Here is a 20027-nt window from a genome sequence, read left to right as displayed (position 1 = left end):
TGCGCGTAAAAAGATATACATTTTGAATCGAAAAGCTGCACGGTGCGCAAAAAAGGCTGCGGGAAACTCCTTCCGTCATCGCCTGCGCGATGCCGCCTCCCTCTGGGAGGGAGGCTTTGGCCCCCTCTCCGAGGGGGCTGGCACGGCAATGTCGTGCCAGGGGGAGTTCTTCGCAGCCCGATGAAGGTGTGCAGGGGCTTACTTGCCCTGCTCATCCTCCAGCTTCTTCTTTTTGGCGATGTAAGCTTCCATCTTGGGGGCGGCCCAGCCTTCGAGGTTGGTCTGGCGGTCACGCGCGATGCCGAGGGCCTGCGCGGGCACATCCTTGGTGATGGTGCTGCCTGCGGCGGTGTAGGCACCGTCGCCGACCTTGACCGGAGCCACGAGGTTGGTGTTGCAGCCGATGAAGCAGTAGTCACCGATCGTGGTGCGGAACTTGTCCTTACCGTCGTAGTTGCAGGTGACGGTGCCGCAGCCGAAGTTGCAGCACTTGCCCACATCGCTGTCGCCGATGTAGGTCAGGTGGCTGACCGTGTTGCCGCGGGCGAAGTTGGAGTTCTTGGTCTCCACATAGGCGCCCAGATGGACGCCGTAGTCGGTGACGGTGTTCACCCGCACATGGGTGAAGGGGCCGATGTTGTTGTGGGGGCCCAGATGGGAGCCGTAGACCTGGCTGGCGTTGACGGTGGTGCCTTCGTCCACGGTGCTGTCTTCGATGAGGCTGTTCGGGCCGATGACACAGCCCGCGCCGATGACGGTCTTGCCGCGCAGGATGGTGCCGGACAGGATGGTGGCACCCGGCGCGATGACGACGCCCTCGTCGATCTCTACAGTGCGGCTCTCGATGTTCACGCCGTTGGCGATGTGGTACAGCAGGATATCCTCCCGCTTTGCCTCAGCGGCGGCCAGCCTGGCGCGGGCGGCCTCACGTGCAGGATTGGAACTGGATTCCATGAATGATCCCTCCTTGGAACTGGATCGAAATTGATTGGGGGAGAGGAGAAATTGCGGCAGATCCCCGGAGGGCTGTCCGCAACAAAGCTCATTGGATAGAAAGATGTATCCAACAGGCGGAAAAATGGCTCCATATAACAAAAACCTCTCGAAATCTTTCCCATTCTATATTACTCAAAAACTCAGTAAAATGCAAGGGATTGCACAAAAATTATCAAACAAATTCGGTGTTTTGCATGGTGGCAAGGAAGTGATTTTCTGGTATAATAATTGAGCATTCACATGACAATGTTCATCGTATCAGTAATTGTGAGCAAACGATGAGACCGCCGGGACATCTGGACCGGGGGCCACGATTGGGAGGTAAACAACGCATGAGCAAAAAGTATCTGTACTACTTCAGCGAGGGCAACGACGCCTTCGGTGGCGACAAAGTCACCATGAAGAACACGCTGGGCGGCAAGGGTGCCGGCCTGGCTGAGATGACCGCAGCCGGTATGCCGGTGCCGCAGGGCTTCACCATCACCACCGAGGCCTGCACCCAGTACTACGCCGACGGCCGCCAGATCAACGACGAGATCACCGCTGACATCTTCGAGCACGTCAAGGGCCTGGAGAAGATCACCGGCAAGACCTTTGGCGACAACACCAACCCCCTGCTGGTCTCCGTCCGCTCCGGCGCACGTCAGTCCATGCCCGGCATGATGGACACCATCCTGAACCTGGGCCTGAACGATGAGGCTGTTGAGGGTCTGGCCAAGAAGACCAACAACGCCCGCTTTGCATACGACTGCTACCGCCGCTTCGTGCAGATGTTCGCAGACGTCGTCATGATGGTCCCGAAGAGCCTGTTCGAAGTCGAGATCGATAAGATGAAGGAAGCCAAGGGCGTCAAGAACGACGTGGACCTGACGGCAGACGACCTGAAGGAACTGGTCGGCGTCTTCAAGAAGATCTATGAGGAGAACGAGGGCAAGCCGTTCCCCCAGGATCCCCGCGATCAGCTGATCGAGGCTGTCAAGGCTGTCTTCCGCAGCTGGGACAACCCCCGTGCAAACGTGTACCGCAAGATGAACGAGATCCCCTACGAGTGGGGCACTGCGGTCAACGTGCAGCAGATGGCATTCGGCAACTCCGGCGACCGTTCCGGCACCGGCGTCGCATTCACCCGTGACCCCGCCACCGGCGCGAAGAAGCTGATGGGCGAGTACCTGATCAATGCACAGGGCGAGGACGTCGTCGCAGGTGTGCGCACTCCTTCTCCCATCAGCCACCTGAAGGATCAGATGCCTGAGGTGTACGATCAGTTCGTTGAGATCGCGACCCGTCTGGAGAACTACTTCCGCGACATGCAGGATATGGAGTTCACCATCGAGGACGGCCACCTGTACATGCTGCAGACCCGCAACGGCAAGCGCACCGCGCAGGCTGCTCTGCAGATCGCATGCGACCTGGTGGACGAGGGCATGATCACCGAGCAGGAGGCTGTCCTGCGCGTGGAGCCCAAGCAGCTGGATACCCTGCTGCATCCCCAGTTCGACGCCGCTGCTCTGAAGGCAGCTGAGGTCGTCGGCAAGGGCCTGGCAGCTTCTCCCGGTTCCGCCTGCGGCCAGATCGTCTTCACTGCGGAAGAGGCAGAGGAGAAGGTCAAGTCCGGCGAGATGAAGAAGGTCGTTCTGGTCCGTCTGGAGACCTCTCCCGAAGACATCGTCGGTATGCAGGTCTCTCAGGGCATCCTGACGGTCCGCGGCGGCATGACCAGCCACGCAGCTGTTGTTGCCCGCGGCATGGGCACCTGCTGCGTCTCCGGCTGCGGCAATGACAACGACGTGAAGATCGATGAAGAGGCAAAGACCTTCGAGATCAACGGCCACAAGTTCGTCGAGGGCGACTGGATCTCCATCGACGGCTCCACCGGCAACATCTACGGCGAGCAGGTCGCGACCGTCGCCGCTACCGGCAACAAGAACTTCAATCGCTTCATGGGCTGGGCAGACGCTGCACGTCAGCTGCTGGTCATGACCAATGCGGATAACCCCCGTGACGCACAGCAGGCCGTTGACCTGGGTGCTGAGGGCATCGGCCTGTGCCGTACCGAGCACATGTTCTTCGCAGAAGACCGCATCAAGGCCGTCCGTGAGATGATCTGCGCACGTACCGTGGAAGAGCGCGAAGCTGCTCTGGCCAAGGTCGAGCCGTTCCAGCAGGGCGACTTCGAGGCGATGTACCGCATCATGGGTGAGCGCCCGATGACCATCCGTTATCTGGACCCGCCTCTGCACGAGTTCCTGCCCAGCAAGGACGAGGACATCAAGGAGCTGGCCGCCGATATGGGCATGACCTTCGATGACCTGAAGAATGTCGTTGCTTCCCTGCACGAGTTCAACCCCATGATGGGCCACCGTGGCTGCCGTCTGGCTGTCACCTATCCGGAGATCGCAGCCATGCAGACCCGCGCTGTCATCAAGGCAGCTCTGAACGTCTCGGCTGAGACCGGTTTCGTGATCACCCCGCACATCATGATCCCGCTGGTCGGCGAGGTCAAGGAGCTGAAGTTCGTCAAGGACGTCGTCGTCAAGGTCGCAGACGAGCTGATCGCTGCTGCCGGTGTTGACATGAAGTACCAGGTCGGTACCATGATCGAGATCCCGCGCGCTGCTCTGACCGCAGGCGAGATCGCCAAGGAAGCTGAGTTCTTCAGCTTCGGCACCAACGACCTGACCCAGATGACCTTCGGCTTCAGCCGTGATGACGCTGCCAAGTTCCTGGGTGCTTACTACGAGAACAAGATCTACGAGAGCGATCCGTTCCAGCACCTGGATCAGATCGGCGTCGGCAAGCTGGTCAAGATGGCTGCACACGACGGCCGCGAGACCCGCCCCGACCTGGGCCTGGGCATCTGCGGCGAGCACGGCGGCGACCCCACGAGCGTCGAGTTCTGCCACAACGTTGGCCTCGACTACGTCAGCTGCTCTCCCTTCCGTGTGCCGATCGCACGTCTGGCTGCTGCACAGGCTGCTATTAAAAAACCGAGAGCATAAGGCTTTTATAGCGAATTATCGTTAAAAATAGAGCATAAAATAAGGCTCACTGTCAATTTTGGCGGTGAGCCTTATTTGTTTGCTCATGTATGAGGTGAATTGCGTTTAACGCAGGGCTGCTTTTCGGAAGCATCACAGATACACCTCCACGGTCAGGTCGGTCCACGCTGCACGGCGGAACTGGTGGGGCATCTTGTTGGCTTCCCGGTAACGCTTGGCGGTTTCAAAGTCGATGGTGAAGGTAAGGATGGGCTTTTCTGATACAGCCATCAGATTGGTGCGCTCCTCTTTGGACTTCTTGCAGCCGGTATTCAGCTTCCAGCGGTAGGAGTAATCGGCAATGGGGGTGACTACCTCAACGAACTGGTCGATCAATTCGGGAGCAAGACGGGCACCGTGCACATCGACCTTCTGAGAGAGAAAATCGTAGATCGCTTTCATGTCCGAAGAAACCGTCTGCGGTTCGGGCGCAGGGGAGAGGGCTTTCAACTCCTGCTCTAAGCAGGCAATCTCGTCATCTGCCTGTTTGCAAAGGGCTTGATATTCTTCTCGTGGCAGTTCGCCGTCTGCACGCATGGCAGCGTAGTTCAGCTTGCGCTTTTTGATTTTTTCAATCTGGCTCCGAATCGGTGCAGCAGACATTCGTGTGATGGCTTTTCCGTTCTGGCAGCTTTCGATCATCTTACAGGCTCGAAGGATGGCTTTGTTCTGATTGCCCCAGACCTTTTCAAAGATCTTCTTCGCCATCAGCTCCAGCTTCCACTCCGGGATGGAGATGGCATCACAACTGAGCTGCTGGGTCATGTTGTGTTCCAGAACGAAGGAACGGGTCGGGTTGACGGTTCGCATATTGCACTGGTAGCCAAAGACCGGCGTTCCGTCCTTCAGTTTACGCCAGTTGAAAATGCGGTAGGAAGAACCGCAGCGGCAGCGAAGTTTTGACACCCACAGATTCTTGGTAGTTCTGGCTCCTTTACGCCTTGTTTCTCCATCAGGAAGGCGCAGGCTGGAAATACGGGACTTGCGGATGCGCTCACATTCATGCCAAAGGCTTTCTGATACGATCGGCTCAAAGTTGCCTTTTACATAGACGAAGGAGGTTTCGTCCAGATTGTTGATTCGATAGCTTCTTAAAGCAGATTACGCATGGAAATCCTCAACTGGAGGAGCGTTTTTGGATGGCGATTGGATACCTGATGATTTATCCGGCACGAGGCAAGTTCTTCATTGTTATGGGCTATGCCAGAGACAGCGGCAAGAGCGTACTGGGCAATTTTGTCCAACGGTTATATCCGAAGGAAAGTGTCGGTAATCTACGACTTCAAGAAATGAAAGGAACGTTTTCATCAATGTCTTTTCTTAATGCGGTAATCAATCTTGAGTTGGATATGCCAAATGCGAAGCTCAATGCAGAAGTAGCTTCACGGCTTAAACAGATTACAGGAGGAGACTCTATTACGGTGCAACGCAAATATCTCAGCCCAGTAACATTAACAAGGCGAATTAAGTTTGTTTTTGCCGGAAATTACCCGCTTTGTATTGACGGTGAGGACGATGCGCTTCAAAAACGGATCGTATTTCTTCCTTTCGATGAATCAATTCCGGATGACCAGCAGGACCCCTACTTGGAGGATAAAATCTGGGACGAGCGAGATGCCGTTGTTACCAAGTCCCTGCATTATGCACGAAAACTGGTGAAACTTAACTACAAGTTCCCAGAAATTCCGCAGGTGGACGATGCAAAGTGCATTGTCAGAGACTCTATTGCGAAGACCGTAGGAAAATTTGTACAGGAAAGCTGTGATATGAGCGAGCCGAAAGCGGTGACTGCTACAGAAGACCTGTATAATGCCTACTTGGACTACTGCAAGGAGAAGGATATGTGGGCGTGTAGCCAAACAGTGTTCACAAAAGGACTTACCCAAATGGGGCTGAATCATACTCGTTCCCGGTGTACAGGAGAGGATATGATTGTCCGAAAGAATCCGGTATCTGCTTTCCAAGGAATCAAGCTCCGTCCGTAACTTCTGATTCTTCGATGATACGTTATACCTCTGACTCTAAGCACCATAAACGATAACCAAGGGAGGTATCACGATGCTAGAAATTAACGAAAAGGCGATGGCTTATTGTCTGATGGAAGCTCTCTTTGCGGCAGGGGTAATCAACCTGCCGACCTATCAGAACTTCCTTCGGATGAAGCGTGAACAGGAGGAAGAACCTCCTGCAAGGGCTTCGTAAACAACAGAGAAAGGCTCTGGTGGAGGGGATTCTGCCAGAGCCTTTCTTTTTGCCGCAGAAAAGAGTCAGAGACAGTGGAGGTTAAAATTTATGAGAGTAGCTGTGTACGCTCGTGTTTCAACCGAACATGAAGCGCAAATCAACGCACTAGAAAATCAGTTGGAGTGGTATAAAATCGAATGTTCCAGGCATTCGGACTGGGAAATCGTGGAGGTCTACGTAGACCAAGGCATCACCGGAACACAAGCACAGAAGCGGCCAGAGTTTTTGCGCATGATGGAAGATGCTCAGAAGGGCAAATTTGACCTAATCATTACTCGCGAAGTGAGCCGCTTTGCACGAAATACGGTTGATACGCTATCCTATACACGTGAGTTGAAGACACGTGGGGTGGATGTGTTTTTCATCAACGATGGTATCAACACGGCAACCAACGATGGCGAACTTCGGTTAACGATCATGTCTTCTATGGCACAGGATGAGAGCCGCAAAATTTCAGAGCGCGTAAAGGCTGGGCAGAAAATCAGCAGAGAAAAGCACGTTCTGTATGGCAGCGGAAACATCTTAGGATACCGCAGAGAGAATGGAACCTATGTTCCTGACCCTGACCAAGCTGAAACAGTAAGGCTGATTTTCCAAATGTATTCTACCGGAGAAAATGGAGATGGCTCGTTTTACGATTTCATTTGAAGAAGCAAAGGCTTTTAAGGCTTCCCGAAATCAGGGAATTCGTAAAAATGAGTGGCATGACCTCACGGTAGCCGTGGGTATCCGCACAAAAACTTGACCGTAAAGTACTGTGCCAACTGTGCCGGATGTGTCAGAATTTTCGAGAAACCTTTATTATATATTATCTATTATCTATTATCCCTATCGCTTTATCTAAGAGAAAAAATAGAGTGGAAGGGATAAAAATAAAGAAATATATAGAGAGTTTCATAAAAACCTGACACATTTGACACACCCGACACAAGGCAAAGCGTATCTGAAAAAAATACAGTTATATATTATCTTTATAGAAAGACCTGTGAGCAGTTTGATTCTGTCCACAGGTCTTTACTTTTTACTTAAAAATGGAGGAAAAACAATACGGGAACTTCCATCCTTCGGCCAGAATGGAGCAAGCTGTATCGGATTCTGAAAGAGGGCGATACTGTGGTGTTCGATTCCGTCTCCCGAATGTCCAGAAACGCAGAAGAGGGATTTTCATTGTATGAGGATCTCTACCATAAGGGCATCCGGCTGATATTTCTGAAAGAGCATCACATTGATACCAAAACTTACAAAAAGGCCCTGTCCGGCAGCATTGCCATGACAGGAACCAATGTGGATTTTATCTTAAAAGGTATCAACGAGTATCTGATGGCATTGGCAAAAGAGCAAATCAAGCTGGCCTTTGAGCAGTCTGAAAAAGAAGTGGCCGATTTACACCAGCGTACTCGTGAGGGTCTTGTAACAGCAAAGCTGAATGGAAAACAGGTTGGACGTAAAAAAGGCACTGGATTTGAAACCAAGAAGTCTAAAGCGGCCAAAGAGAAAATCCGCATCCATTGTAAGGCTTTTGGTGGTACATTGGACGATGTGGAGTGCATGAAGCTGACAGGGCTTGCCCGGAATACCTATTATAAGTATAAGCGGCAGATTCGGGCTGGATTGGCTAACGAGGGAAAAACTTAAGAAGGAAAAGTTGTTATGAAGAACGAAAAATGTGTAAAAGATGAATCCCATAGCGAATTTACAAAAGAGGAACAAGAGGAATTTTTGAATTTGCTGGGTCGAATAACCCCAGAGCAGCGTGAAGCACTGAAAAAAGTTCTGAAGTCCTTTACTTAATGAAGAAGGATGCCGGGTGACACAATGGTTGCTCGACATCCTTCTTTTTTGTAAATGTGCGCATTATTCAGGTAAAAATGCTTGAATCAAATCCAAGATAGCAGTTCTTTGTGATGGAGAAAGTCTATCCCATGTGGTCAAAAGAGATTTCTGCTCTTCTGTTAGATGGTGAATGGCAGTGTCCTCTTCAAAAAACTGCGAGAGGGTGATGCCAAGGCCATGACAAATTTTTTCAATCGAGGTTACGTTGGGCTGAAGATTTCTTCTGCGCCATGTTGATAAGGTCGATTGCGTCAGGCCAGAGTTTTCGGCAAGGGTGTATTCAGACCATCCACGAGCTAACCGCTCCCGGTCAATTCTTCCCAGAATGTCAAAGTTCGGCTTCTCGCGTTCCATGTCATTGTCCTCCTTGGATAAATCGTAGTGCTACTTACGATTTTAAGTGTGGATGCCTTGACAGGTAATTCTATAAGTCGTATAATTTTAACAAGATAAATCGTAATACGAGGCGGTTTATTTGTCTTGTTTGATAATTGAAACCAATGAAAAGCTTCATGCGATTTAAGGTCGTAAAGAAAAGATGAAAGGAAAAGTCAAATGAAAAACAGAATTGCGTCAATGCTGGCAGCAACGGTGATGCTGCTTAGCGTAATAGCTTTGCCTGCTTCAGCTCAAACAGATTGGCTTGGAAACTCTGATTTGACAACTGCAAAGGTGCGTGAGATTGCAGACGCTGACACATTGACAGAAAGTCAAATTGCAGAAATCAATAATCACTACTAATGCATATCCACTGTCAAAAGTGTGGAACTTCTATACGCGTGATTGGTCATAAAGTATTGAAGAATATGTGAGCGTCTGCGAAATCTTCTTTACAGACTTTCTGCTTGGGAAATTTGATCTCATAAAAACGAAAGTTGGCACAGGTCAAGCTGGCGTATAGCGCTTCCGGCGGCAATGGTAGGCCAAATTTCTTGGACGGATAAGAATGGAAAAGGCGATTGGCACTTTGACTTGGCATATATACAAAACAATCGAAAGGTAAGAGAGGCGGCAATATGTTGAATAAAGTTAAAAGAATACTCCAGTGGTTTATTGGCGGATGCTATATATTAAGTGGACTAGCGTATATTGGAGAGTATACGATGCCCGCCATTATCCTTATTATATTGGGCGGCGTGATAATTCTTCCGCCAATTACGAAGAGGATTCCGGCATTTAAGTTTAAGAAAATTGCACTGATACTATTATCTTCTATTGTAATGATAGCGGGTATTCAGCTTGGAGAAACTAATCTTTCACCAGAAGTATTAGCGAAAAGAAAAGCAGAATCAGAGGCTGCGGCGGCCTCTCAAGCTGCCTTAGAAGCTCAGGAAGCCGCTGAGAGCGCATCTCGTGCAGCGGAAGAAGAAGCGGCATCCAAAGCAGCTCAAGAAAAAGCGGAATCTGAAGCAGCGGTTGCTACTGAAAATGAAATTGCTTCGATGAAAGCTATGATTCTTAAAGACTGCAATTTGAGCGATATTCCTCGTGATGATAAGAACCAAATGGCAAATGCAGATGAGAAAAATTTCTATGCTGCATGGAAAGAAGCTGCAGCAGAAAAAATTGCCGAAAAAAATCAAGGAAATAATGCGGAGGACCTTGTTCGCATAACATTCGAGCAGATGGTCGACTTTTATAAGAAAATTTATCCAGATAGTACACTGATTAACACTGAAAAAGGGATTCTTGAGAGTATTGACAGTGCAAGTAGCGAAATGGAAGAAGCAAAGACGAGTGACCTCGGTTACTCCGTTGAAGATGCTGAGCTGTATGAGGGTAAATTCTACATCTATAAGAGAATGGAAACCCATTATGATGATACGTTGCTTGGAAGCCTTCAGAAAGAGTTGGACTCCTTTAATACGAGCAAGGCGATTGAATGGCTTGCCTATGATGTGGATTATTTGATGGGCGAAGCTTATCCGGGTGAAACGGCCTATGTTTTGATTACGGAAGATGAATATACTTTCTCGAAGCAGGGAGCGTATAAATTAACTTATGTTGATACTGGAAAGACAACAGAGCTTGTTAACGACCAGGGATTCCGCTGGGAGGCATCGGTCTATTTTGTTGTAGATGAGGATACATACAATGAAAACCTTCAGAAGATGTTCAGGGCAGAGCAAGCTTTGTACGACACTTACGAGCGTATTCTAAACAATTTTGGACTTGTAGAGTGAAAATATAAGAGGAAAATGGTATGCTTATAGTTGTTATTGCAATTCTTTTCATCGTTTGGGTAGTTCATGATTTTAAGAAAGCAGGGGCTGAAATCACGAATGAGCACAGCATTAGACAGTATCTTGACTATCTTGTGAGAAACAAGGGGTGGACTAAGAGCAGCGGACTTATTCCGATTTACACATCTCCCTGTGGCAAGAAAGGCTGCTATGCGGATTGGGAAATGCAGATTTATGACTGCCATCATAAGAAAAAACTGACAACCGCAGAAATCGCTGCATTTTTTGAGCAATTCCAATAATTTACATTGGAAGAGGTTTGGAGATACAAAGAAGAGCAGGATAATTTGGGTAGCACAGTAAGCTGTAAAAAGACCTCCGCTTTCGTTTGCGATAGAGAGCGGAGGTCTTTTACTTTCAGAAAAATGCCTATAAATTAATTATAAGAATGAAATTCTCTTAAATGCTGGAATAAAAACTGAAAATGAGCTATAATAATAACAGAAAGGAGTTGAAAGAATGCTTTGCCAGTTTTCTTTTCAGAATTTTAAGTCTTATAAGGATGAAACAACATTTGATTTCCGTGCAATGACGATTCCGGAGTTTCAGGATGCCTTGATTCGGCAGGAGAAAGCGGAAGATTTGCTTCCGGTCAGTGCAGTCTACGGCCCCAATGGTGGCGGTAAGACGAATCTGCTTCAGGCATTCTTTTGCCTGATTAACCTTGTTGTGAAGCCGATTCATGCATTGGAGAAGAATCGGCAGCCAATGATTTTCCAGCAGGGCAGCAGTGTGGCTCCCTTTATGCTGGATGAAAGCTCTGCAAATGAGCCTACGATTTTTCAGGTGTTCTTCCGTGTAGGCGAGAAGGAATACCAGTATTACATTTCGCTCAAGGAAGAAATTGTCTTTGAGTCCCTCTTGTGGCGCACACTGGGCGGCAAGAAGACAGGTTTGATTTTTGAGCGAGATGGTCAGAAAATTGAATTGGGTGCAAGCATCAGTAAGGCGAGCATCAATCTGGACGTCAACCCGAAGATGCCGTATCTTTCTTTTTTGGCAATCAACTATAATATCCCTGTGATTGCAGAAGTGCAGAATTGGTTTGAATCTTGCATTACGCAGAGCTACGCAAACCCTAGAGCGGAAAACATTGTGCTGGTGTCCAAGAATGAAGCGACCAAGGAAAGCTTGATTCATGCACTAAATGATGTAGGCATTGATTTGTCCGGTTATCGCTATGATGAAGATAGCAAGCACCTGTTCACGCAAAGAACGATCAAAGGCAAGGTCTACGAGCTTCCCTTTGAAGCAGAGTCGGATGGAACCAAGAAGATGATAGCGGCTTTGCCGGTTCTGATGGTAGCATTGCAGGAAGGCCGCACAGTCGTTGTGGACGAGCTGGATGCCAAGCTGCATCCGAAGCTGCTCCGGTATGTGATTCAGATGTTCAAGAACCCGGAACTGAACAAGAAGGGCGCACAGTTGCTGTTCAGTTCTCACGACCTGACTACGATGAAGAATACTGTTTTCCGCCGCGATGAAATCTGGTTTGCAGCAATGAATGATAATCATGAGAGCGAAATTTATTCGCTTTATGAGTTCCGACAGGAGGATAACACCCGCGTCAAGAGTACGGCAGCCTTTGACAAGCAGTATCTGGAAGGCCGATATGGTGCAGACCCCTACCTTTCTAATATGCTGACAGGGAGGGATTGGGCATGAGTCTGAAACCTCCGAAAAAGAGTGACCTTGGAAAAAGCTGGATGAAGAATCGCCGTGATAAGGCGAGGATGATTCAGCCGGAATACCACTTGATTGCATCTGAAGGTACAGAAACCGAGCCGCAGTATTTTGGCGCAATTCAACGGATTATCAATTCTAAGTACCGTGATAGAATCCAGCTAAAGGTAGAGGGCATTGGCGACAATACGGTGAATCTGTTGATGAAAGCTCGTCAATACGTTCAGAATAACGGCATTGTGTTTAAGCACGTCTGGATTGTCTATGACACAGATGATTTTCCGGCAGAAAATATTGACATGGTCGCACAGCTGTGCGAAGAATACAGTACACAAGGTGAGACGATTTACCATGCTGTATGGTCGAACCAGTGCGTAGAACTGTGGTATTTGCTGCATTTTATGTATATGGATACTGATATTGATAGATCTCGTTACTGGCCGAAGCTAAGCGATTGGCTGAAAAACATTGGCGCAGGGAGTTACGAGAAGAACCGCCCGGATATGTATGAAGTGCTGCGACCTTACATGGACATTGCGATTGCCAACGCAAAGCGATTGGACAAGCAAAATGAAGGACGGAAGCCCTCTGAGTCAGCACCCGGAACGAAAGTTTACGAACTGGTTGAGATGTTGAGACCTTATCTTTTGGACACGCAGTGACTTTGACGCTGGAAAGGAGGCCCACGCAATATGTGTGATGTGCTTGATAAAGTGGAAAACAGAGGCATCGAAAAAGGCATCGTGAAAGGCGAGAGCCGCGGAGAAAACAAAATGGCTTTACTGGTAAAGAAGCTCCTTGACCAGAATCGCATTGACGATGTAAAGAGGGCTTCCGAAGATGAAAAGAGCCGTGCGGAGTTGATGAAAGAGCTTGGAATCAACTGAAAATTTTCAAATGACGTATTATCGTAAATCCGAACGCTCTGTAATTTTGGCACCCGCCCAGGCTGCGATCAAGAACCCCCGCAAGTAATTGCGTGAGCGCTTGAGAAAGCACGAATAAAGCATAATGAACCGCCTCGGTTTCCGAAAGAGGAAGCCGGGGCGGTTTTTTATACCAAAAAAGAAATCTTTTTTTGTGGCTTTGATGAATTTGCGCAGAGCCGTTGACAGCAGAAGGGCAGAAGCGTATCTTTGGAACAGAAGATGGAACCGGGCTATGAATAGCAGGTTTCTCTACCTTGCAAGGACACATTCGTTTTGATGAGGCACGACCCGGTGTGCCGTTTTTTCATTTACGGAGATAAAATACAAAAAGTACTGATTATGGGATACATGATCTGTTATGCTCGGTATATGGAAGGCACACACCGGAAAAGGAACAAAAATGCGATGGATGTTGAATAAAACAAGGTTTTTGGTTGGTAAAACGGACCCGGAGAATACCAGCCTGTGGCTACCGCTCTGGATGCACCTGTGGGATACGGCGGGCATTATGGAGCGGCTGGTCCGGCAGTGGCTCCCGGAAAGCGTAAAACGGGCCATGGGCATTGAGCGCGAGGAAGCGTTGCGCGCGCATGCCCGGTTTCTGGGCGGAATACACGATATAGGCAAGGCTACGGTAGCCTTTCAGGCAAATATCCTGCGCACCCTGCCGGAGGCACGGCAGCGGCTGGAAACGTTGACACCGCTGGACTGTCCTGAACAGAACCGCCGGGAGTCGCCGCATGCTAGGGCGGGCGAGGCAATCCTGCTGTGGGATGATTGTCCCGGAGGGATCGCCTCCATTGTGGGGGCACACCACGGCAAGCCACAGAGCTGCGCGGCGGTCGATGATCAGTTAGAGGGGTGGGAGAGCAACTACTACCCCAAGGGACAGAAAAAGGTCTGGCAGGGGTTCTGGGTAGAGCTGCTCATGACTGTTTTGCAGGACTGCGGCTTTGACGACACAGCGGAGCTGGAGAATCTGGACCCGCAGGAGGAAGTGCTTCTGACCGGACTTCTGATCATGGCAGATTGGATTGCCAGCAATACGGAATACTTTCCCCTGATCCAGGTAGAGGAGTTGGGCAGTATGAAGGATTACCCGGCGCGGGTGGACAGGGCGTGGAAAAAGCTGGCGCTGCCCTTCCCGTGGGAGGCACAGCCGGGCATTGCAGACCCGCAGGAGTTTGCGGTGCGGTTCGGCTTTGCGCCCAATGCGGTGCAGAGGGCTGTTCTGGAGGCTGTGGATACCGCAGAGGAACCGGGCATCCTGATCTTGGAAGCACAGATGGGCGTGGGCAAAACCGAGGCGGCGCTGGCCGCTGCGGAAATCATGGCCAACCGGTTCGAGCTGGGCGGTATCTTTTTCGGGCTGCCCACACAGGCTACGGCAAATGGCATCTTTCCTCGGCTGCTTGGCTGGGCAGACACGCAGTCTGAGGAGACGCTGCCGCAGGCTATAAAGTTGGCGCACGGCATGGCGGAACTGAACGAGAGCTATCTGCGGCTGCAGGGGCGCGGGGTGCAATTGGAGGAGGACGCGCAGGAAGAGCATCAGGTGCAGGTACACCAGTGGTTTCGGGGAAACAAGCAGGCACTGCTGGCAAACTTTGTGATTGGTACAGTGGATCAGCTGCTGCTGGCAGCACTTGCCCAGAAGCACGTTATGCTGCGGCATCTGGGGCTTGCGGGCAAGGTAGTCATTATTGACGAGTGCCATGCCTACGATACCTACATGAACTGCTATCTGGACCGCGCACTGGAATGGCTGGGCTGGTACAAGGTGCCGGTCATCCTGTTGTCAGCCACCCTGCCCGCCCGGCGGCGCACAGAGCTGGTCGAGGCCTACCAGCAGAAAAAGGCTGCCCCGGACGCGCCGTGGAAAACCAGCTGCGGCTATCCGCTGCTGACATGGACGAATGGCGCAGAGGTAAAGCAGACGGCCATCCCATTGGATGCACCCAGTCGAACGGTGCAGATCACTACGCTCACAGAGCCGGAGCTGCCCGCGCTGCTGCGCCGGAAACTGGCAGAAGGCGGCTGCGCGGGGGTGATCGTAAATACGGTCAAAAAAGCGCAGAAAATCGCACAGCTGCTGCGGGAAAGCCTGCCAGACAAAGAGGTGCAGTTGTTCCATGCGCAGTTCCTGATGCCGGACCGCGCAGCGCGGGAAGAGCAGCTGATGGAACGCATCGGCAAGGGCTCTGCACCGGAGCGCCGGAACGACCTGATCGTGGTGGGCACACAAGTGATGGAGCAGTCGCTGGATATTGATCTGGATGTTCTTGTTACAGAGCTTTGCCCCATGGATCTGCTGTTGCAGCGCATCGGACGGCTGCACCGCCACCGCCGCAGCCGCCCCGCCCCTTTGCAGCAGGCCTGCTGCGCGGTGCTGGACACCGGGGAGGATGCCTTTGACGCGGGCAGCGAGGCAGTATATGGACAGTGGCTGCTCTGGCGTACCCGGAAGTTTCTACCCCGGAGCATCCGGCTGCCGGAGGAAATCTCTCCGCTGGTGCAGCGGGTTTACGGCTGGGAGCAGGAAGCTCCCGGCGAGGCGCAGGGTGAGGAAATGCGCTGCGTATATGAGAAGACGCAGGAGAAAAAGAAAGCACGCGCCGAGGCGTACTTTGTACCGCAGCCGGAAACGCACCGGCTGGTGCAGCTGAATACGCTGGACGACTGGATGCAGAATGAGGGCGCCCGCTCTGACCCGGCGGCGCGGGCAGCAGTGCGGGACGGCGACCCATCGGTAGAGGTGCTGGTAATGCAGCGCCGGGCAGACGGCGGCATCCACTTTCTGCCGTGGCAGGAGAGCGGCACTGCTGTAGCTGCCGACAGCCCGCCCCCGCCGGAAACAGCACTGAAGATCGCTCGGCAGAAGCTGCGGCTCCCGGCGGTGTTCGGCAAAGCGTGGAAGGTGGACAGGGTCATCCGGGAGTTGGAAGCAGACAACCGCAGCTGCCTTGCGGCGTGGCAGCTGTCGCCGCTGCTGCACGGAGAACTGATCCTGCTGCTGGATGAAAGCCTGACTGCCCGGCTTGCGGGCATGGAACTTTGTTATGACCGTGAAAACGGTCTGTATTACCAAAAGGAGGAGACGGATGAAGGAAATTGAATTCAACCTGCTGACCGAACCGTGGATACGGGTGCGGTTGCGGGACAACACAGTGCAGGAAGTGTCCCTGACCGAGGCGCTGGTGTCGGCGCAGGATTATGTGGACCTTGCGGGTGAGATGCCCACCCAGAACGCCGCCGTGCTGCGGCTGCTGCTGGCGGTGCTGTTCACCGTGTTTTCCCGGATGGATGCAAAGGGATGCCCCCGCCCGCTGGAGCAGAGCGATGATGCACTGGAGCGCTGGAGCGAGCTGTGGCAGCTGGGGCATTTCCCGGCAGAGCCTGTCCGGGACTATCTGGAGCAGTGGAAGGACCGCTTCTGGCTGTTCCACCCGACACACCCCTTCTGGCAGGTGCCGCAGGCAAAGATCGGCACGGAATACGGCGCGGCCAAACTCAACGGTGAAATGTCGGAAAGTGGCAATAAACTCCGGCTCTTTCCGCTGTATGCGGGGCAGAGCAAGGAGCAGCTGAGCTATCCACAGGCGGCGCGGTGGCTGCTATGCGTGAACGGCTATGATGATACCTCCGCGAAGCCAAAAGGAAAGGGACTTCCGTCCGTAGGAGCCGGGTGGCTGGGCAAAATCGGTTTTATTCAGGCACAGGGCGATAATCTGTACGAGACCCTGATGCTGAACCTGACGCTGCTGCGCGACGGCCGGGAATGCTGGGGCGAAAGCAAGCCCTGTTGGGAATTGGAAGCACCAAAGAGCGCGGAACGGACAGAAATTTGCTGTCCGGATAACCCGGCACAGCTGCTCACCCTGCAATCCAGAAGGCTGTTGCTGCACAGGACAGGGGAGAATGTGGATGGGTTCTGTCTGCTGGGAGGAGATTTCTTCCCCAGAGAAAACGTCTTTGACGAACAGATGACCATCTGGCGCATGATGCCAATCAAGAAAAATGAACCGGTGGTGTTTGTGCCCTGTCGTCATGACCCGGCCAAACAATTCTGGCGGGAGTTCCCGGCGGTCTTTTGTCAGGACAGCGGGCATCGACCGGGCGTTGTATGCTGGATCGAAAAGTTGCAGGAAAAGAGATTGAAACTTCTGGATCCTCGCAGAAAGGTACATTTCCGCATCTCCGGTGTCCAATATGGCGATAAGGACTTCTTTGTAAATGATTCTTTCAGCGACAGCCTGACCTTTCAGGCAGGGATTCTGGATGAGATAGGGTGCCCATGGCAGAGCCGGATCGTCAGAGAAATCGAGCGCTGTGAACAGACAGCGGCGCTGATCGGGCGTTTTGCACAGGAGCTGGCAATTGCCGCCGGTGACCGGAATGAAAACGCAGGCGGCGCGGTTCGTGCACAATTCTACTTTGCGGTGGACCAGCCTTTCCGGCAGTGGCTGCAGGCGATCGACCCGGAGCAGGACGACCCGGATGAGGCAGCGCTGCGCTGGCAGGCGTGGGCACGCAGCATCGCGGAAAAACTGGGAAAACAGATGGTGATGGAGGCCGGAAATACCGCCCTGAAGGGACACCGCATTGTGGTGGATAAGGACAAAAAGACCGAGCGCACCATCCTGTATACCTCGCCAAAGGCCTATCATCATTTCCGCGCAAGACTTTGGGAGATCTACCCCAAAACAGAACCAGGGGGAATTGTATGAAAACACAGGACGTCAAAATGTATGCGGCGCAGCAGCTGCACAGGCTTCAGGCTCTGCCGGACAACCAGCGGCGGGCAGAACTGGCAAAGCTGCGGCGCGGCATCGGCCATGCGCCCGGCGAGCTGCCGGAGCTGTGGGGAAGTTTTTTGCTGGAAATGCCGGAAAGCTTTCAGAGCCGTAGTGCGCCCTCGGCGGCAGAGTGGGCGGTCTACCTTGCCCTGACCCTGTATGCTGTGCATCAGCAGGGGAACGACCGCCCCATGAACTGCCCCGGCAACACGCTGGGGCGTGCGGTGCGGCAGCTGGCAGAGCGGAACAGTGCCGGACAGGACTGGACCGAGGCCAGTGTGCTCCGGCGCTTCAATGCACTGGCCACCGCAGAAGAAATCACCGAGATCAGCCACCATCTGCGGGGCATGATCCAGCTGCTGAGCGCGGCAAAGGATGGCGGCATCCCGCTGGACTATCCGCAGCTTGCGGCAGATCTGTATGAATTGCAATGCACCGACCCGCGGTATGCGCAGACCCCCGCCAATGTCCGTCTGCGGTGGGGACAGGACCTGTACCGCGACCCGAAGCCTGCACCGGAAAAGAAAGAAAAGGAGAACGGATTATGAATAAGCGCCTGTATGTTGATTTCCACATTTTGCAGACCGTCCCGCCCAGCTGCATCAACCGGGACGATACCGGCAGCCCCAAAACGGCTGTGTACGGCGGTGTGCTCCGCGCCAGAGTTTCCTCGCAGGCATGGAAGCACGCCATGCGCGCAGCCTTTGCGGAGAATGCTCAGCTGGATGTGGGCAAGCGCACCAAAAAGGCAGCAGAACTGGTGAAGGAGCAGATCCTTGCACTGGCCCCGGAACTGGATGCAGACAAGCTGGCAAAGAAAGCGCTGGAGAATGCGGGCATCAAGAGCGACGACAAGGGCACCAAGGCTCTGTTCTTCATGAGCACTGCACAGGCAAAGGCATTGGCAGAACTGGCTGTGGAGGGCTCTGCGGATAAAAAGCAGTATCGGGATGCTCTGAAAGCAGCCCCCTCGATGGACATGGCGCTGTTTGGCCGCATGGTGGCAGATGACCCTTCTCTGAATTATGACGCTGCTGCACAGGTGGCGCACAGCATCTCCACCCATGCTGTGCAGAACGAGTACGATTACTTTACTGCCGTGGATGACTGTCAGGCAGAGGACAACGCCGGTGCAGGCCATCTGGGCACGGTGGAGTACAACTCCTCCACTCTGTACCGCTATGCCACGGTGAACGTGATGGAGCTGGCCGGGCAGCTGGGTGCAGCGCAGGCCGCGGAAACGGTGCGGGCCTTTGGTGAGGCGTTCCTCTTCTCCATGCCCACCGGCAAGCAGAACACCTTTGCAAACCGCACTCTGCCGGACGCGGTATATGTGACCCTGCGGGAAGATCAGCCGGTGAACCTGTGCGGCGCATTTGAGCAGGCTGTGCCCCGCAGTGCGCGGGGTTACGCCGCGCCTTCCAAGGCGGCACTGGCGCAGTATGCGCAGCAGATGTACGGCAGCTTTGCGGAGGCCCCGGCGCAAAGCTTTACTGTGGGCAGCGGACTGGAGGTTCTGGCTCCGGCGCAGACGGCAAAGGCTATGCTGGACGCACTGGAAAAGGCTGTCCGGGATGCGCTTGCCGGAAATGAGGTGGGGTAATGGCAACGCTGTTGCTTCGGCTGGCAGCGCCTTTGCAGGCGTGGGGCGCGGACTCTAAATTTGAGACCCGCAAGACCAACCGGGAACCCACCAAGAGCGGCGTGATCGGCCTGCTGGCGGCAGCTCTGGGGCTGCGGCGTGACGAGCGCGAAGCACTGGCCCGGCTGACCGGGCTGCGGTTCGGCGTCCGCGTGGAGCGGGAAGGGCAGCTGCTGGTGGACTACCACACGGCAAAGACGCAAGATGAAAAGACCTCTTATGTGACCTACCGCCATTATTTGCAGGACGCTGTGTTTCTGGCCGGTATTGAAAGCGAGGATGCCGCCCTTTTGCAGCAGCTGCAGCAGGCGCTGCTGCACCCGGCATTCCCGCTGTATCTCGGCCACCGCTCCTGTCCGCCCACTCTGCCGCTCTGTCTGGGAGTACGCCCGGACAGCTTGCAGGAGGTGCTGCAAGCGGAACCGCCTCTGTGTCCGGGACGACAGAGCCGGATCCTGTTGGACGCCGACCCGCTGGAGCCGGGCACAGCTCCGCAGCGGGATGTGCCGGTGAGCTTTGACCCACATCACCGGCAGTACGGCTACCGCTCGGTACGGGAGCTTTGGCAGAAAGTGCCGGACAGGCCGGAGACTACGGAGCACGACCCGTTCCGGGAATTGTAA

Annotated in this window: 19 protein-coding genes and 1 pseudogene; 17 read left to right on the top strand and 3 right to left on the bottom strand. The window is 53.0% G+C overall.

Features of this window, described 5'->3' with window-relative positions; genetic code table 11:
* Window positions 1–198: 198 nt before the first annotated feature.
* Complete coding sequence (locus I5P96_RS13120) at window positions 199–954, bottom strand: DapH/DapD/GlmU-related protein (RefSeq protein ID WP_223382525.1); 756 nt, start codon at window positions 952–954, stop codon at window positions 199–201.
* Between the two features lie 374 nt (window positions 955–1328).
* Between I5P96_RS13120 and ppdK the strand changes: the two genes are divergently transcribed.
* On the top strand, window positions 1329–3995 hold the full coding sequence (ppdK, locus tag I5P96_RS13115) for a pyruvate, phosphate dikinase (RefSeq protein ID WP_223382524.1): 2667 nt from the start codon (window positions 1329–1331) through the stop codon (window positions 3993–3995).
* Window positions 3996–4127: 132 nt separating this feature from the next.
* On the opposite strand, the gene I5P96_RS13110 is transcribed toward ppdK, so the two are convergent.
* Entirely contained in the window at window positions 4128–4940 is an 813-nt protein-coding gene (locus I5P96_RS13110; RefSeq protein ID WP_223382523.1) for a hypothetical protein, read from the bottom strand.
* A gap of 233 nt (window positions 4941–5173) precedes the next feature.
* Here I5P96_RS13110 and I5P96_RS13105 point away from each other — a divergent pair, with 233 nt between their 5' ends.
* From I5P96_RS13105 to I5P96_RS13085, 5 genes and pseudogenes are all read left to right on the top strand, one after another.
* Complete coding sequence (locus I5P96_RS13105; RefSeq protein WP_223382522.1) at window positions 5174–6019, top strand: DUF5906 domain-containing protein; 846 nt, start codon at window positions 5174–5176, stop codon at window positions 6017–6019.
* Window positions 6020–6092: 73 nt separating this feature from the next.
* The gene (locus tag I5P96_RS13100; protein ID WP_223382521.1) at window positions 6093–6236 is read left to right on the top strand and encodes a hypothetical protein; all 144 of its coding nucleotides are present in this window, start codon (window positions 6093–6095) and stop codon (window positions 6234–6236) included.
* A gap of 90 nt (window positions 6237–6326) precedes the next feature.
* A complete protein-coding gene (locus tag I5P96_RS13095; RefSeq protein WP_411703334.1) occupies window positions 6327–6926 on the top strand; it encodes a recombinase family protein in 600 nt (199 codons plus the stop codon).
* A gap of 399 nt (window positions 6927–7325) precedes the next feature.
* Window positions 7326–7913 (top strand): annotated as a pseudogene (locus tag I5P96_RS13090) (recombinase family protein); the annotation flags it as partial.
* Window positions 7914–7928: 15 nt separating this feature from the next.
* Window positions 7929–8069: a hypothetical protein gene (locus tag I5P96_RS13085; RefSeq protein ID WP_015537448.1), complete on the top strand. Its 141-nt coding sequence runs from the start codon at window positions 7929–7931 to the stop codon at window positions 8067–8069.
* Window positions 8070–8132: 63 nt separating this feature from the next.
* On the opposite strand, the gene I5P96_RS13080 is transcribed toward I5P96_RS13085, so the two are convergent.
* On the bottom strand, window positions 8133–8465 hold the full coding sequence (locus tag I5P96_RS13080; RefSeq protein WP_223382520.1) for a helix-turn-helix domain-containing protein: 333 nt from the start codon (window positions 8463–8465) through the stop codon (window positions 8133–8135).
* Between the two features lie 201 nt (window positions 8466–8666).
* Between I5P96_RS13080 and I5P96_RS13075 the strand changes: the two genes are divergently transcribed.
* From I5P96_RS13075 to cas5e, 11 genes are all read left to right on the top strand, one after another.
* The gene (locus I5P96_RS13075) at window positions 8667–8852 is read left to right on the top strand and encodes a hypothetical protein (protein WP_223382519.1); all 186 of its coding nucleotides are present in this window, start codon (window positions 8667–8669) and stop codon (window positions 8850–8852) included.
* 362 nt (window positions 8853–9214) lie between these two features.
* Window positions 9215–10294, top strand: a complete 1080-nt coding sequence (locus I5P96_RS13070) for a hypothetical protein (protein WP_223382518.1) — start codon at window positions 9215–9217, stop codon at window positions 10292–10294.
* A gap of 20 nt (window positions 10295–10314) precedes the next feature.
* Window positions 10315–10596: a hypothetical protein gene (locus tag I5P96_RS13065; protein WP_223382517.1), complete on the top strand. Its 282-nt coding sequence runs from the start codon at window positions 10315–10317 to the stop codon at window positions 10594–10596.
* 217 nt (window positions 10597–10813) lie between these two features.
* Window positions 10814–12019: an AAA family ATPase gene (locus I5P96_RS13060; RefSeq protein WP_223382516.1), complete on the top strand. Its 1206-nt coding sequence runs from the start codon at window positions 10814–10816 to the stop codon at window positions 12017–12019.
* Window positions 12016–12699 (top strand): RloB family protein, encoded by a 684-nt coding sequence (locus I5P96_RS13055; RefSeq protein WP_223382515.1) that lies wholly within the window; start codon window positions 12016–12018, stop codon window positions 12697–12699. The genes I5P96_RS13060 and I5P96_RS13055 overlap by 4 nt, the downstream gene beginning before the upstream one ends.
* A 30-nt stretch (window positions 12700–12729) precedes the next feature.
* Window positions 12730–12924 (top strand): hypothetical protein, encoded by a 195-nt coding sequence (locus tag I5P96_RS13050; RefSeq protein WP_015564347.1) that lies wholly within the window; start codon window positions 12730–12732, stop codon window positions 12922–12924.
* A 472-nt stretch (window positions 12925–13396) separates the two neighbouring features.
* On the top strand, window positions 13397–16081 hold the full coding sequence (cas3, locus tag I5P96_RS13045; RefSeq protein ID WP_223382514.1) for a CRISPR-associated helicase Cas3': 2685 nt from the start codon (window positions 13397–13399) through the stop codon (window positions 16079–16081).
* Window positions 16068–17693, top strand: coding sequence for a type I-E CRISPR-associated protein Cse1/CasA (gene casA / locus I5P96_RS13040; protein ID WP_223382513.1), 1626 nt, complete (start codon window positions 16068–16070; stop codon window positions 17691–17693). Before cas3 ends, casA begins: the two co-directional genes overlap by 14 nt.
* Window positions 17690–18310, top strand: a complete 621-nt coding sequence (gene casB, locus I5P96_RS13035) for a type I-E CRISPR-associated protein Cse2/CasB (RefSeq protein ID WP_223382512.1) — start codon at window positions 17690–17692, stop codon at window positions 18308–18310. Before casA ends, casB begins: the two co-directional genes overlap by 4 nt.
* Window positions 18307–19365, top strand: coding sequence for a type I-E CRISPR-associated protein Cas7/Cse4/CasC (gene cas7e, locus I5P96_RS13030; protein WP_223382511.1), 1059 nt, complete (start codon window positions 18307–18309; stop codon window positions 19363–19365). The genes casB and cas7e overlap by 4 nt, the downstream gene beginning before the upstream one ends.
* Complete coding sequence (gene cas5e / locus I5P96_RS13025) at window positions 19365–20027, top strand: type I-E CRISPR-associated protein Cas5/CasD (protein WP_223382510.1); 663 nt, start codon at window positions 19365–19367, stop codon at window positions 20025–20027. The genes cas7e and cas5e overlap by 1 nt, the downstream gene beginning before the upstream one ends.

Origin of the sequence: Faecalibacterium prausnitzii (assembly GCF_019967995.1) — a bacterium.
Classification (GTDB): Bacteria; Bacillota; Clostridia; order Oscillospirales; family Ruminococcaceae; genus Faecalibacterium; species Faecalibacterium prausnitzii_E.
Note: the sequence above shows the minus strand (reverse complement) of the source record. Positions and strands in the feature narration are given on the sequence as shown.